Genomic DNA, 14,667 nt, shown 5'->3' on the forward strand with positions numbered 1-14,667 from the left:
GTGTGTGTGCGCCGATTTCTGAGCCTTTTTCAACAACGCAGACAGTAAGTTCTTGGCCTGTTTCTTGTGCTAGTTGACGGATACGGCATGCTGCTGAAAGGCCAGCAGGACCACCACCCACGATGAGAACGTCAAACTCCATCGATTCTCTTTCCATGTTCGGTCTCCTGTTTTTCAAGGTAATTAAAGTTGTCGTTGGTGAGTCTTTACCGATATAGACTTTCTCGCACCACGATATTGCGCGCGATTATACATATAAAGGTATACGAGTGCATTAGTATTCTGGGTTATTTCAAACGATCGTTTGAATTTTATGCAAATTTAATGTCGTTACAAGTCCTGATTGGAAGTTGCTACGTAATAGGGTGTAGATACTGAAGCTTTATTAGTGAAACAAATGCCGGTCATCTAGCTTAATTTTTGCCCAAGTATTGACGCTTTTTTAATTAATCGGCAGTATTATGCGCTCCGCGAATTCGGGGCATGAAGCTTGGAGCTACATAAGTTATTGATTAACTTATGAAAAATAGCTTTTTCGCAGTATCTTGTGTGTGTGCTTGATTAAGGGCATTCGCACCATCAATTCATCAATTGTTAAGAATGAGGAATCTATGAAGGTTCTTGTCGCTGTCAAACGAGTTATTGACTACAACGTCAAAGTACGTGTTAAGGCCGACAATTCAGATGTCGATCTTACTAATATCAAAATGGCAATGAACCCATTTTGTGAAATCGCAGTTGAAGAAGCTGTTCGTCTTAAAGAGAAAGGAATCGCGAGCGAAATCGTTGTGGTTTCTATCGGTCCTAAAGTTGCTCAAGAGCAAATCCGTACAGCACTAGCATTAGGTGCAGACCGCGGTATCTTGGTTGAAACTGACGAACAAGTTCAATCTCTTCAAGCTGCTAAAATCTTGAAAGCGATTGTTGACGAAGAACAACCTCAGTTAGTTATTCTTGGTAAGCAGTCTATCGATTCAGACAACAACCAAACTGGTCAGATGCTAGCAGCACTTGCAGGCATGGGTCAGGGTACATTCGCATCAGAAGTTGTTGTTGAAGGTGATAAGGTTAACGTTACGCGTGAAGTTGACGGCGGTTTGATGACTGTTGGTCTTAATCTTCCTGCAGTAGTGACTACTGACTTGCGTTTGAACGAGCCACGTTACGCATCTCTTCCTAACATCATGAAGGCTAAGAAGAAGCCTCTCGATACTAAATCTCCAGCAGATTACGGTGTTGAGTTGAGCGCTAGCCTAACTACATTGAAAGTAGAAGAGCCAGCTAAACGTTCTGCGGGTATTAAAGTTGCAGACGTTGCAGAGCTTGTAGACAAACTTAAAAACGAAGCGAAGGTGATCTAAATGAGCATTTTAGTTATTGCAGATCATGATAATGGTAGCTTGAAGCCAGTTACTCTTAACGTTCTTGCTGCAGCAACAGCAATCGGTGGTGACATCGACGTATTGGTTGCGGGCGAAGGTTGTGGTGCAGCAGCAGAAGCTGCGTCAAAAGCGGCTGGCGTTGCTAAAGTATTGGTAGCTGATAACGCAGCTTACGGCCATCAGTTGGCTGAAAACCTTTCTCTATTGGTTGCTGACCTTGGTAAAGGTTACTCGCACGTTCTTACTTCTGCGGGCACAACTGGTAAGGACTTCCTTCCACGTGTTGCTGCACTTCTAGACGTTGCGCAAATCTCTGACATCATCAAAGTTGAGTCAGCTGATACGTTCGTTCGTCCAATCTATGCGGGTAACGCGATTGCGACAGTTCAATCTAGCGATGCGATCAAAGTAATCACTGTTCGTGGTACTGCGTTCGATCCAGTTGCTGCTGAAGGTGGTTCAGCTGCTGTTGAAGCGATTGACAACGTACAAGACGCTGGCATTTCTACTTTCGTAGGTCAAGAAATGGCTGAGTCTGATCGTCCAGAACTTACTGCTGCAGAGATCGTAATCTCTGGTGGTCGTGGTATGCAGAATGGCGACAACTTCGCAATGCTTGAGAAAGTTGCTGACAAGCTTGGCGCAGCAATGGGTGCATCGCGTGCAGCTGTTGACGCTGGCTTCGTACCTAACGACATGCAGGTTGGTCAAACAGGTAAGATCGTTGCCCCTAACCTATACATCGCTGTAGGTATTTCAGGTGCGATCCAACACTTGGCTGGTATGTCTGGTTCTAAAGTAATTGTTGCGATCAACAAAGACGAAGAAGCGCCTATCTTCCAGGTTGCTGACTACGGTCTTGTTGCTGATCTATTTGATGCGGTTCCAGAATTGGAAGCTGCCCTTTAATAGATAGCTGATCTCAAAAAACCGGCCCTTGAAAGAGCGCCGGTTTTTTTGTGCCTTTAAAAAAACGACTACTTTCTAACCCAGACCTTACATATGTTCAGAGAGTCGTTTTGAAGAGAGGAATAGGTGTTTTTTTATTATCTGTTGGGCAATCGGCCTTAGCTATTGAAGGCACGGCGTATAGCTCGACATCAGGATTGTTGACTAGTGTTTGGGGTACGTATGGCCAAGGCACTGTTGGTATTGATACGACGACTTATACCTTGTCGAGTGATTTTGCGCTCTTGTCAGATCGAAGTATTCAGTGGAATACAGGAAGCCGACCGCCACCCGTTGGTGAAACGGTTGGTACGCCGGCAGGAACTTACTTTAGAAATGTAATTATTCAAAGTGTGGGAGGTCAAAAGCATGCTCTCACTATCACTAACTCCGGCCCCGCCAGAAAATTGAGCGCCGAGAAACTATCGATTACAAATTCTCGTTTAGTACTTCGTGATGATGTCACATTCAACTTCCAGTCCCCGAGCGGCAGTTATAATGTAATTCTAGATAACAGTGATCTGATCTTTGACTGGACTTCTGCTGAGCCAAGTTTTTACGCGGATGCAAACAATAAGCTGATTTTTGATATTCGCGGCACTAGCCTTATTTAAGGTTTTACTCAGGCCAGTACGGCAGGTTGGGCACTTCAAGGTGATGAAATTAATCTCGCAGAAAACAGCTATTTAACCTTATTGGATTGGAATACGACGCTGAATGCTTTCGGTAGAGAAGAGTCCTTTACCATCAATGCTGCTAAAGGTAGTACCTTGCATATTCAGCGTCTTGATGCGGGTACTAGCGGGATCGTGCAGTCTAGTCAAAATCGCACTGATGTGAAGTTTCAGATCGACTTGAACGAAGCCGATTTCATTCTCGATAATGCGCCTTTAGATGTCGATACTGTGCTGGCGTCTGGATCGAATCTGGCTCAACCCTGACCAATACTCCAGATTTTACCTTAAGTAATGGTTCTAGATTCGAAATAGAAAACGGAGTAAATGTCGCCGAAGCACAGTTGAGCTTTGAGCAGGGTAGCAATTCCTTGCACAGTGCTGCGATAGGCGCAACGCCACTTAAGGGTATGTCATTTAAAGGCAATGCAACAATTACCGCGGATGATGCAGCGGGTTTCACCGGTTTAAATTCTTTTGGTGCACTTCCCGGCCTTGAAGTGACGATTGGTGAAGCAGGAGATGCGGCTAATACGGCTATTGGTTTTGGTGCGAACTCGTATTCGGTCATTGATGACGCGCTTATCAATGGTCATATTGATTTTAACACCCAGAGTTCTTCTACTTTCTTATTTCGTAATAACCCTAAGTTTTCACCAGGTGTTGGCTCCGGAGATATCGGTACGATTCGGTTTAACCTGAATGGTTCTGCTTTAGATAACAGCTTGGTGTCAGTCTTTGGTGATCCGTCATTGCAATTCAATTTGGAAGTTGGTGATGTTAGTAACGACAACGACAAGATCGAATTCAATGGGGGCGCTGTTATAGGCACGCACGATGTCGTGATTGCGCCAAAATCTAGTGCTTATACAGCTGATGACTTGGATGGAAATAGCTATGTGGTTGTTGAAGCCGATGCGGGCCAGGACTCGTCTACTTATACCGCAAGTTTAACTGCAACAATGCCGGCGGCAATTCAAGTTTCCGGAGTAAAGCAAGTGGTGCAACAGATACTTATACTGTTACTTTGACTAAAGATCTTAATAACATCACGACGCACTCCTCTCTGACTACGCGTAATCAGCAAGTCGCAGCGCAAAGTTTAGTGAATCAAGCGCCAACCAATACCGCAGTGAATAGCCAGCTGAATACAGTAACAAATGCACAGCTTGCACAGTTAACCAATGATTCTCATGCCGAGCCTGTTGCCTCGCATTTAACGGTTGGACTTGAGCAGGCTGAGATGATTATTAACAGCGTGTTTATGCGCAATGTTGAATTTGGTTTGTCGGAAGGACAGGAAAGCTTTGCACCTAACTTCTTAGGTGGCGATAGTGCGTCTAATCAGAATGTTTGGGCTGACGTATCTCGTGTCGATGGCAGTATTGATGCAAGCACAAACGAAGCAGGTTTTGAGTACGATCTGACTCAGATGACGCTTGGAGCGAACCTGCTCTCAACGCGTGATAGTTATGCTGGTGTCTACTTTAGTGTGGTCGATCAAACCATGGATGAGCATGACGCTCAGAGCATTAGTTTTTATACTTCGGGCTATCACTTTGAGGCTTACTGGAGTGGTCGGTTTGAGAATCAGATCGAGCTCGATGGTGTTATCGGCTATGGCATGAATGAGACGGACTCGGTTCGTAGTCTAACAACTGCACCGAAAGCTGAGGCGACCTTTGATTCGGATTTTGTCTATGTCGCCTTGCAGGTTGCCAAACCTATTTATAACTCTGAACTTGTGAATATCGCGCCTTTTGCTTCGATTAGTCACGTGAGAGCAAGTCAAAACGCCTATTCTGAGACCGGCGGTGCTGCCTTGGCGATGAGCGTAGACAAAAGCGATGCCGAGTCTTCATTAATGGGTTTGGGTCTGGCATTTGAAAAGTACCTTGATGATCACGAGGGTTTGAGCGCTAATGCAATATTGCGTTATGACCGTGATTTGAGTGCCGATAAAAGTGGCGATCACTCTGTTACTGTCACCTCAGGCGCTACCGGCACTTATACTGGTCAGAATCGCGGCGCGAATACTTGGATTGGCGGTTTGGCCCTTCGTTATCACTTTGCAGAGCAGCATGCCTTGGGAGGAGGGGTAAGCTATAGCAAATTTGATAATGGTGATGAGCACGGTTTTGGTTTGAACTACAGCTATCAATTTTAATTGATGATTGAAAACTGAATTCGAGTTGACATCGTTCTGTTAAACAAGCCATCTTGTGTGATGGCTTAACAATAACAACAGACGAGCTTTCCATGAATTCAACACCAATCCTTACGATTTTCCTTCCTGCTAGTCTCGGCATTATTATGCTTGGGCTGGGTTTGTCCTTAACGATTTCTGACTTTACCCGCATCTTTAAAATGCCAAAGCCGGTGCTAATAGGCTTATTTTGTCAGGCTATTATTTTGCCAATCGCATGCTTTGGTTTGGTCATCGCATTTGCTCTTCCTCCAGAATTGGCGGTTGGGCTAATGTTGCTCGCGGCATCCCCAGGGGGGACCAGTGCTAATTTATTTAGTCATCTTGCGCATGGCGATGTGGCTTTGAATGTGACGCTCACCGCCATTAACTCTGTTCTATGCATTGTTACGCTGCCAATCATTGTGAATTTGAGTTTGTTTTACTTCATGAGCGAGCAAGGTAGTGTCGGCTTACAATTCTCTAAGGTACTTCAGGTTTTTGCGATTGTGTTGATTCCGATCGGCATTGGGATGACGATTCGGCGCTTTAGAAAAGGCTTTGCTGAGGTCATGGAAAAGCCAGTTAAGATTATGTCGGCACTATTCTTAGCCTTGGTTGTTGTGGTTGCCGTGATGGAAAGTTGGGAGCAGTTTACTCAGTACTTTGCGATTGTTGGTGCAGCAGCACTAGCGTTTAATCTGATTAGTTTGGGCGTTGGTTACGGCGTGCCTCGCTTGTTGAAGCTGGAGCTCCGTCAGAGCATTGCGATTGGTATGGAGATTGGTGTTCACAATGGTACTTTGGCGATAGCCATTGCCTTGTCTCCAATGCTTTTGAATAACGGGGTGATGGCCGCGCCAGCTGCTATTTATAGCGTCATTATGTTTGTCACAGCAGCTTTATTTGGCTTACTGGTAAACAAAATTCACGGAGATCAACTCGGTAATAACACCGCAGCTTAATGATCAAGGTAGATTGCGCCACGCCTGCCAGTAAGGCTTTGGCTCAATTTATGATTGTGGTTCGTTGAAGCGTGCTATCAAGGTTTTTGCTGCGTCGTAAGCAGTGAGTTTCCCTGAAATTACTTGTTCCTGCAGTTGAGGGAGCGATTCTTGAACGGCTTGATGGGTCTCAAAAGCGTGTCGAAGCTGCTCTGTGATGAGCCTGTCCAACCATTTTTCGTTTTGCTGCTGACGCTTTGTTTCGAGGATAGCCTGATTAGAAGAAAAGTAGTCTGTCAGCAAAGCCCATATTTCTGTAATCCCTCTGTTCTCAATCGATGAGCAAGTCAGGGCTTGAGGCTCCCATTCTTCAGAACTTCGCATCAGATGTAAGGCATTCTGGCAATGTTGTTTTGTGCGCTCAGCTTGATGCAGACTATCGCCATCTGCTTTGTTAATGATCAAAGCGTCCGCTAGTTCCATAATGCCACGTTTGATGCCTTGTAATTCGTCGCCTGAATTTGGCTGCATGAGCACCATAAAGAAATCGACCATCGATGCGACTTCATACTCAGATTGGCCAACGCCAACGGTTTCAACGAGAATGACATCAAAGCCTGCGGCTTCACACAAGATCATGCTTTCTCGTGTTTTTTGAGCAACGCCGCCTAAAGCTCCCGCTGAGGGGCTTGGTCGAATAAAGGCGTTATCCGCGCGTGAGAGCTCTTCCATGCGGGTTTTATCACCAAGAATGCTACCACCACGAATAGGTGAGCTCGGATCGACAGCAAGCACTGCAACACGCAGACCTTGTTCAATTAAATAAAGTCCGAAAGCTTCAATAAAGGTCGACTTTCCAACACCGGGTGTGCCGCTAATGCCTATTCTCTTAGCTTTCCCCGAGTAAGGTAAGGCTTGGTTTAACAGTGCTTGTGCTTGTTCTTGATGCGTGGCTTTGGTGCTTTCAATTAGGGTAATAGATTTTGCGAGGCTGCGCCGACGAACTGGATCAGAGGTATTCTGAACGAGTCCGTCTAATAATTTCTTTATCGGCGCAAGAGCAGTCATGAATTAACCTGCATTAGCCTGATTAATAGCGTCAAGAACTTCGCGTGCAGACTGTGGAATCGGCGTCCCTGGCCCAAAAATACCAACCACTCCTGCGTCATACAATACTTGGTAGTCTTGCTTCGGAATCACGCCGCCAGCGACGACTTTGATGTCTTCAGCGCCTTGCTCTTTTAATGCTTGAATTAGCCCTGGAACGAGTGTTTTGTGGCCTGCCGCTTGCGAGCTTACGCCGATTACGTGCACGTCGTTTTCGATGGCTTGTTTTGCGACTTCTTCAGGTGTCGAGAACATGGGGCTTAAATCTATGTCGAAGCCAACATCAGCAAATGCAGTTGCGATCACCTTGGCGCCGCGGTCATGTCCATCTTGGCCCATCTTACAAACGAGCATACGAGGTCGACGACCATGTTGCGCTTCAAACGTTGCGATATCGTCTTTAATCAAATTCCAGTCCTTGTCTTCATCATACGCTGCGCCATATACGCCGCTGATGGTTCGAGCTTGAGCTTGGTAACGACCATATATTTCTTCTAATGCGTCAGAAATTTCACCAACAGTGGCTCGTAAACGAGCAGCTGCGACGCTTAAAGCAAGTAGGTTTCCGTCACCGGTTTTTGCTGCAGATGTGAGGGCATTAAGTGCAGCTTTGACGGCGTCATTGTCACGCTCTGCTTTGATTTTCTCAAGGCCTTTGATTTGTGATTCGCGCACTGCAAGGTTGTCGACCTCTAAAATATCTAGCTCTTCTTCTTCCGCAAGTTGATATTTATTAACGCCTACAATGACATCTTCGCCACGGTCGATGCGTGCTTGCTTTTTAGCTGCGCTTTCTTCTATGCGCATTTTAGGTAGGCCTTGCTCAATCGCTTTAGCCATACCACCGCTTTCTTCAATTTCTTCGATCAGAGCCCATGCTTTATCCGCAATTTGTTGTGTGAGCGACTCCATCATGTAAGAACCACCCCAAGGGTCAGCTACTTGAGTAATGCCTGTCTCTTCTTGAATGATGATCTGGGTGTTGCGGGCAATGCGAGCAGAGAATTCTGTCGGAAGTGCGACCGCTTCATCAAGCGCATTGGTATGAAGAGATTGTGTGCCGCCAAATACTGCAGCCATCGCTTCGATAGTTGTGCGAATCACATTGTTATACGGGTCTTGTTCGGTGAGCGACCAACCAGATGTTTGAGAGTGTGTGCGTAGCATCGATGATTTTGGATTGCTTGGCGAAAACTCTTGCATGATGCGATGCCACAATAAACGACCTGCTCGTAGCTTAGCTATCTCCATGTAGAGGTTCATGCTAATGCCCCAGAAGAAAGATAAGCGTGGCGCAAACTTGTCAACATCAAGGCCTGCGTTAATCGCAGTGCGAACATACTCACGACCATCGCTTAACGTGTATGCAAGTTCTAAAGCAGCGTCCGCACCAGCTTCTTGAATGTGGTAGCCAGAGATAGAGATGCTGTTAAAGCGTGGCATGTTCTCAGACGTATACCCAATGATATCGCCAATAATTTTCATTGAAGGGCTTGGCGGGTAAATATAGGTATTACGAACCATGAATTCTTTCAGAATGTCGTTCTGAATGGTGCCAGCAAGCTGTTCTTGAGAAACGCCTTGTTCTTCCGCAGCAACGATATAGTTAGCGAGCACCGGAAGCACCGCGCCATTCATGGTCATCGAGACAGAAACTTTATCTAAGGGAATGCCATCGAAGAGGATTTTCATGTCTTCGACTGAGTCGATGGCGACGCCTGCCTTGCCTACATCGCCCGTAACGCGAGGATGGTCAGAGTCATAACCTCGATGCGTAGCTAGATCAAACGCAACCGACACACCTTGTGCGCCAGCGGCTAAGTTTTTACGATAGAAAGCGTTAGATTCTTCAGCAGTCGAGAAGCCTGCGTATTGACGAATGGTCCAAGGACGACCGGCATACATTGTGGCCATAGGGCCTCGCATGTAGGGCGCCATGCCAGGTAACGAGTCGATATGCTCAAGACCCTTCGTGTCGTCGGCCGTATAGAGTACTTTTACGGGAACGCCTTCAGGTGACATCCAAGTCATTTCTTCTGGAGTCATGCCTTTCATTTGTTTGGTAGCGAGGGCTTCCCACTCGTCGAGTTTGAGCGTTTTCTTTTCAGTCATAATTTAACTCTAGTGCTTAAACTAACTTTGGTTTTCGTCTGATGACGAGTCGGGGTCTTTGTGTCGCCAAAGACCTCGACACCCCAAAGGCGACCCGGATTGCTTCGCAATCGACGGGCTTAATGCGTCGATAAAATTTTCACAACTGGGGTCAGAGTACTTTTATGCTGACCCCAATTTATTAAAACTACATCGGCTGATTCAATTCAACCAAAACGCCATCGCAGCTTTTAGGGTGAATGAAGATAACTCGGCAGTTGTGTGCACCCAGTGATGGCGCATCTGACAAGAACTCATAACCCTTTGCTTTGAGGCGTTCGATGTCAGAGTCGATGTCATCGCTTCGAAAGCATAGGTGATGCATGCCCCCGCCTTTTTTGTCGATATACTTCTGGATCGGTCCTTGTCCATTCAGTGGGTGCACAAGCTCAATGCTTGTTTTGTCTAAAGGGAAAAATGCCGTGCTAGTCAGGGCGGACTCAACATCTTCTTGGCCTTTGAAATCCAAGCCAAAGTCTTCAGCAAAGCGTTGAATTGCTTTCTGTAAATCAGGTACTGCAATAGCTATGTGATCTAAACCAGTAATCATGTTCTCTCTCGTTTGATAATGGGGTCAGAGCGCATTAGCGCTGACCCCAGTTGAACAGTTATTTAGTGTTTTAAATTCTATCCAAGAATACGGAACACGCTTGGGCTTTGATCTGTTTGATCTGCTCATCAGTGAGTGTTTCGATTTTTTCATCTGGCACGATCTTGAAGATTGGTTGCCCTTTCTTGATGATTTCTCCATCGCGTTCGATGAGGCATTTTTCAATAATGCCAGCAAAAGGAGCGTTCACTTTGTTGAACATTTTCATGACCTCAACAATGAATAGCGGTTGTCCTGCTTCGAAGTGCTGGCCCTCTTCAATAAACGCTGGTAACCCCGGTGCTTCACAGGCATAGAACATCCCGCCTGAAGGAGCAAGGATCTCATCACTCTTCGCTTTTGGAGGAGGAACAAGAACCTTCGCCATTGCATCCTGAAGATCGGGATCAGAAAGCGTATCTGGAATATGGATACTTAGGTCGTCATTCACACTCAAATTATAGAACTCAGTGCTGTATGCGACATGCGCGAGCAATAGCATGACGTCGTTGCCGAGCTGATAACCGGCGTGCGCCGCTTTAATTGCTGACCACTGCTCTTTACCAAGACCTTTTGGAGCTCTTGCGGCCTTGAGTGCTTTATCAAGCTCGACAAAATCATTTGTACCGATGATGTCTTCAACTTGTTTGTAGAAGTCGGTAGCGGCTTGCAGAACTTCGTTGTCATGATCCCAGATCATACGTGCAGCAGGGTTTTCTGGCGTGAAGTCCATATTCAGATAGTGGTAAGTTTCGTCTAAGACGTGAATAGGGTTTCTTTGCCAAGACAGTTTGCCTTTTGCGCTTTGTGTAAAGCTGTCTTTATGGATGCTTAGCCATCCCGAAAGAACGTGAGGGTTGCTAAACAGTTGTTTCACTGCGCGTGTAAGAAGCAGTGCTTTGCGTTCAGCGGTGGCTTGAATGTCTTTTGCCTGCTCTGGTTGCTCGTTCAGAACTTTTTTGATGATCGCTTGGTAGGCCTGATCAACGTCGAGGTCGTTGGCAACCTGTTTCAATTGGCCTACAGCGGTGAGGTAGGGAACAATAAAACGGGTAGTGGGGCGCGCATTGATATTGTTGCCAATAAACCAATTCACTAAGCCGTAATGGAACTCAAGGTTCGTAGATAGATCTTTGCCCTCGAGTTTCGTTACGCGTAAGGTTTCAGCCATTTTCTGATAGCTATCAAGACGTGCATCGCCAACCGTTAGTAGCAACGCAACATTAGAGTCATATGCGCCAGCTAAGTGGTAGCTCATGAAAACATTGGTATCAGGGTTGTGCCGACTAATACCTTGGTCGTCACGAATTTCTCCTTCGAGAGGGTCCGACCAATATTTGATGATGCCCCCAGCATGTGGTGCTAGTGCGTCATTGGTAGCGTTCAAACGTGCTTCGACTGATGCATTGAAACGTGGAACACGTTCTGGTTTTGGAAGGCGTTTGCCATGCGTTGCTAAAAGCACCATCGCTTCGACGAGAGACTTCACGATGAAGCTTTCTTCCTCGTTATCAGGGTTGGTGAAACGCAAGCTATAGCAGAGTTCTGTGACGCGATGTTCTACCTGAATACGCGTGTTCATCTCCATGAAAAAGTGCTTGTCTCGATCAACAATACATTCGAAGGTTGATACGTTATCAAGCCCAACTGCTTCGCCAAAACGTTCGGCTTCTTGTTCCATTGCTTCGAGCGTCAGTATGTCTTGGCTGAGTACTTTCACTTCAGAATCGCGACCATCTTTTACGGCCTGCGCTAATGCATTCTGTAAGTCTTCGGTGGTTACAGAAACTTCGAGAAGCTTTTGCTCATGCATCTGTAAAGAGCAATCGCGGCCGCCTAAGGCTAGCGTCCATTCGCCGTTACCAATTACTTGGATTTCTTGGTGGCGAGTCGTTTCGATATTGAGCTCAATAAGCACGTTTTTGTTATCGCCAACGCCAGTGGCTTTTACTTCGTTCAGTATTTCAAGTACCAGTCCTGGGGCACTTTCTGAAACCGCCTGTAGGCGTTTTTCTTGGCTGCCTTTAAATGAAGAAGGGCTTGGTAGTATGCGCTGACCTTTACCTCCACCGCCGCCAATGGCTTTTAAGCGTATGCGGTTTTCTGGAAACTTTTTACCGATCTCAACGACTTGTTCGGCGATGGTTTGCTGAAGTTCTTCAACGGTATATAGGTCGATGCCTTTTTTGTAGCCTGCTGCAAGTACTAGGTCAGCTTTGTCTTCCATCGACTCAGTTTGCTTGAGCACAGCAACGTCTACATTTAGCGCTTCTTGTTCGCAGAGTGCCAATAGCGCAGCTTCGTCAGGATGTTTTTTCAATAGGGTAATGGCTGTTGCGTTATCAATACCCGGCGTCACGCTAACCCCAACTTTGAGTGCAGTGCGCTTCGCTTCGTCCTTCAAGCCCGCATCGTGTACGGTACGCGAACATGGGCCAATGAACGTGAGGCCTGCGCTCTCCATCGCGGCGACCATAGTTTCGTCTTCGGCCATAAAACCATAACCGGCAAAGATCGCGTTGTAGTCGTTTTCGTGCGCTATTTGAATGATTTGCTGAATACGTGCTTCGCGCTCAGCTTTATCGGCACCGGTATAGTCGGGTACTCGGTGAACGCGAGAAGAATCTTCCAACTGACGTAACTCAGGAGCGAGGGCATTCTGATATACGACGCTGTCTTTCTCGGACAATAAAATACCGAAGACATCAATGCCCATTTCTGTAAATACATCCATGGCTTCTTTTCTGATCGGGCCACGGCAAATGATCAATGGGCGAAGTTTACGGCAATCAAAGCTGCGTACCCATTTTGAGGACGATTTTTTTAGACGTCGATCTTCATGGATAAGTGCATTATTTAAATAATGGTTGGTAGTCGTTGCATTAGTCATGTGTTGAAACCTATTCCAGAGACCGATTAGAAAAATTCGCGCTGAACAGATCGCATAGGTTCAGCATTGTAGTGGCGAAGGTGGAAGCTCATGTTTTCACAGAGTACTTTTCTCAGGTCTTTGGGCATGACAATTTGAGAGATCGATCCAAGGCTCAAGGCTTCGTTTGGATTCATCAATTCGTCTTCGTAGCGTTTCGCCAGAATGGCTTCTTGCTCTGCACCCCATTCGGCACTTTCGTCTCCAGATTTTACGGCTGCGCGGATAGCACGAAGCTCCTTCTTGTAAACGAACTCGACACCGGCTGGCCCCATCACAGCTGCGCGCGTGGATGGCAGAGCAATAACGAAATCTGCACCGGTTGGATAGTTGTTATAAGAGGCATATGCACCACCAAAGGCATTGCGTAGGATCACTAAGAAGCGCGGGGTGCGCAAATCAACAATCGCATCTAGCATCGCGCGACCTGCCTGTACGATACCCATCGACTCTTGTTCGCGCCCAGGTAAGAAGCCTGTGGTGTCTTCCATGAAGATGACTGGAATGTTGTAAAGATTACAGAAGCGAATAAAACGTGCGTTTTTATAGGCCGCGGCAATATCTATTTGTCCCGAGGCAACTGCACTGTTGTTCGCGACAAAACCAATCACGTTGCCGTCCATTCTTCCAAGCGCAGTAATGGTATTGCGCGCTCGATCAGGTTGAATCTCAAGGAAGTCGCCGTGATCGCATAATTCTTGAATAATGATGCTGACATCAAGTGGAGTGTTAAAACCGCTTGGGCTGTTAAAGGCCTTCTTCAGCAGGATGTCGATGTCCCACGTCTCACGCTTCACCGCATCAGACGTTGGCTGGTGCGGTGCGAGTTCGCTATTGTTACTCGGGATGTATTTAAGAATTTCTTTTACTTTCTTGAGAGCTGCTACTTCATCTTCAACGACAAAGTCAGTAACCCCTGTTTGGCTGTGAACACCCGGGCCTCCCAACTCGTCAGGTGTTACGTCTTCACCCAATACGCTTTTCACAACACCTGGGCCCGTGAGTCCAAAAAAGGTGTTTTTCGGTTGAATCATAAAGCTGCCTTGGCGAGGGAGATATGAGCCGCCGCCGGCATTAAATCCGAACATGCACATGATGCTAGGTACCACACCGCTGATTTTTCGCAGCGCGGTGAAGGCTTCGGCATATCCATCCAGACCGCCAACACCTGCAGGAACATAAGCGCCGGCGCTATCGTTTAGGCCAACTAAAGGGATTTTTCGTTTGCCTGCTAATTCGATTAAGCGTGCTAGCTTTTTACCGTTGGTAGCATCCATTGAGCCTGCGCGGATTGTGAAGTCGTGGCCATACAATGCGACGTCGCGACCATCTATTTTGATGATTGCTGTGACTAAAGACGCTCCGTCCAGGTTCGGGCCCCAGTTTTGGAAGAGTATGGTTGGCTCTTCATCAGTGAGTACTGAAATACGTTCCCATATTGTCATTCGCCCTTTGGCGTGCTGGCGGCTGATCGCTTTTACTCCAGCAGCTTTTTTAGGACGTTTGATGAGTTCCCAGCCTTTACGCAAACTGTCCTCATAGGGGCCAGGTTGATAGGTGGTTTGGCCTGGGGTTTTGAACTTCAATTCTTCTGTTTTATCGAAGGGATTGTCTAAAGAAATAGACGGTATCGTGTCATTCATAAGCCGAAAACTATGTTGGGTTTGCGTTGGTCGCACTGGGCGATGTTCATTTTTATGGCGTGGATAATAAGTTGATGTGACTCGAAAGTGAAACTATGTCTTTTGATTAAAATGG

13 protein-coding genes are annotated in these 14,667 nt (G+C 46.5%); 7 read left to right on the top strand and 6 right to left on the bottom strand.

The window, feature by feature from the left end:
* A partial coding sequence (locus tag A3739_RS28480; RefSeq protein WP_156502852.1) for an NAD(P)-binding protein occupies positions 1–157 on the bottom strand: 157 nt, incomplete at its 3' end.
* Positions 158–611: 454 nt separating this feature from the next.
* On the opposite strand from A3739_RS28480, the gene A3739_RS25930 reads away from it, so the two are divergent.
* From A3739_RS25930 to A3739_RS25960, 7 genes are all read left to right on the top strand, one after another.
* On the top strand, positions 612–1,361 hold the full coding sequence (locus A3739_RS25930; RefSeq protein ID WP_068474922.1) for an electron transfer flavoprotein subunit beta/FixA family protein: 750 nt from the start codon (positions 612–614) through the stop codon (positions 1,359–1,361).
* Positions 1,362–2,291, top strand: a complete 930-nt coding sequence (locus A3739_RS25935) for an electron transfer flavoprotein subunit alpha/FixB family protein (protein ID WP_068474906.1) — start codon at positions 1,362–1,364, stop codon at positions 2,289–2,291.
* 110 nt (positions 2,292–2,401) lie between these two features.
* On the top strand, positions 2,402–2,944 hold the full coding sequence (locus tag A3739_RS25940; protein ID WP_156502853.1) for a hypothetical protein: 543 nt from the start codon (positions 2,402–2,404) through the stop codon (positions 2,942–2,944).
* Between the two features lie 81 nt (positions 2,945–3,025).
* The gene (locus A3739_RS25945) at positions 3,026–3,271 is read left to right on the top strand and encodes a hypothetical protein (protein WP_068474900.1); all 246 of its coding nucleotides are present in this window, start codon (positions 3,026–3,028) and stop codon (positions 3,269–3,271) included.
* A gap of 77 nt (positions 3,272–3,348) precedes the next feature.
* Entirely contained in the window at positions 3,349–4,035 is a 687-nt protein-coding gene (locus A3739_RS25950; RefSeq protein ID WP_068474897.1) for a hypothetical protein, read from the top strand.
* The gene (locus A3739_RS25955; protein ID WP_068474894.1) at positions 4,032–5,171 is read left to right on the top strand and encodes an autotransporter outer membrane beta-barrel domain-containing protein; all 1,140 of its coding nucleotides are present in this window, start codon (positions 4,032–4,034) and stop codon (positions 5,169–5,171) included. The genes A3739_RS25950 and A3739_RS25955 overlap by 4 nt, the downstream gene beginning before the upstream one ends.
* Positions 5,172–5,263: 92 nt before the next feature.
* Positions 5,264–6,154, top strand: coding sequence for a bile acid:sodium symporter family protein (locus A3739_RS25960; RefSeq protein WP_068474891.1), 891 nt, complete (start codon positions 5,264–5,266; stop codon positions 6,152–6,154).
* A 48-nt stretch (positions 6,155–6,202) separates the two neighbouring features.
* Here A3739_RS25960 and meaB read toward each other — a convergent pair whose 3' ends face one another.
* The 5 genes from meaB to A3739_RS25985 form a co-directional block, all read right to left on the bottom strand.
* Entirely contained in the window at positions 6,203–7,201 is a 999-nt protein-coding gene (gene meaB / locus A3739_RS25965; protein ID WP_082868967.1) for a methylmalonyl Co-A mutase-associated GTPase MeaB, read from the bottom strand.
* Between the two features lie 3 nt (positions 7,202–7,204).
* Positions 7,205–9,352 (bottom strand): methylmalonyl-CoA mutase, encoded by a 2,148-nt coding sequence (gene scpA, locus A3739_RS25970; RefSeq protein WP_068474888.1) that lies wholly within the window; start codon positions 9,350–9,352, stop codon positions 7,205–7,207.
* A 187-nt stretch (positions 9,353–9,539) separates the two neighbouring features.
* Positions 9,540–9,941, bottom strand: a complete 402-nt coding sequence (mce, locus tag A3739_RS25975; protein WP_068474885.1) for a methylmalonyl-CoA epimerase — start codon at positions 9,939–9,941, stop codon at positions 9,540–9,542.
* A 70-nt stretch (positions 9,942–10,011) separates the two neighbouring features.
* The gene (locus A3739_RS25980; RefSeq protein WP_068474861.1) at positions 10,012–12,870 is read right to left on the bottom strand and encodes a biotin/lipoyl-containing protein; all 2,859 of its coding nucleotides are present in this window, start codon (positions 12,868–12,870) and stop codon (positions 10,012–10,014) included.
* A 26-nt stretch (positions 12,871–12,896) separates the two neighbouring features.
* Positions 12,897–14,552 (bottom strand): acyl-CoA carboxylase subunit beta, encoded by a 1,656-nt coding sequence (locus A3739_RS25985; RefSeq protein WP_068474858.1) that lies wholly within the window; start codon positions 14,550–14,552, stop codon positions 12,897–12,899.
* Positions 14,553–14,667: the final 115 nt, after the last annotated feature.

This window comes from Oleiphilus sp. HI0067 (assembly GCF_001635735.1).

Coding starts and splice junctions, on each gene's coding strand:
- A3739_RS25935 (WP_068474906.1), top strand. CDS start 1,362: ATGAGCATTTTAGTTATTGCAGATCATGATAATGGTAGCTTGAAGCCA.
- mce (WP_068474885.1), bottom strand. CDS start 9,941: ATGATTACTGGTTTAGATCACATAGCTATTGCAGTACCTGATTTACAG.
- scpA (WP_068474888.1), bottom strand. CDS start 9,352: ATGACTGAAAAGAAAACGCTCAAACTCGACGAGTGGGAAGCCCTCGCT.
- A3739_RS25930 (WP_068474922.1), top strand. CDS start 612: ATGAAGGTTCTTGTCGCTGTCAAACGAGTTATTGACTACAACGTCAAA.
- meaB (WP_082868967.1), bottom strand. CDS start 7,201: ATGACTGCTCTTGCGCCGATAAAGAAATTATTAGACGGACTCGTTCAG.
- A3739_RS25985 (WP_068474858.1), bottom strand. CDS start 14,552: ATGAATGACACGATACCGTCTATTTCTTTAGACAATCCCTTCGATAAA.
- A3739_RS25960 (WP_068474891.1), top strand. CDS start 5,264: ATGAATTCAACACCAATCCTTACGATTTTCCTTCCTGCTAGTCTCGGC.
- A3739_RS25980 (WP_068474861.1), bottom strand. CDS start 12,870: ATGACTAATGCAACGACTACCAACCATTATTTAAATAATGCACTTATC.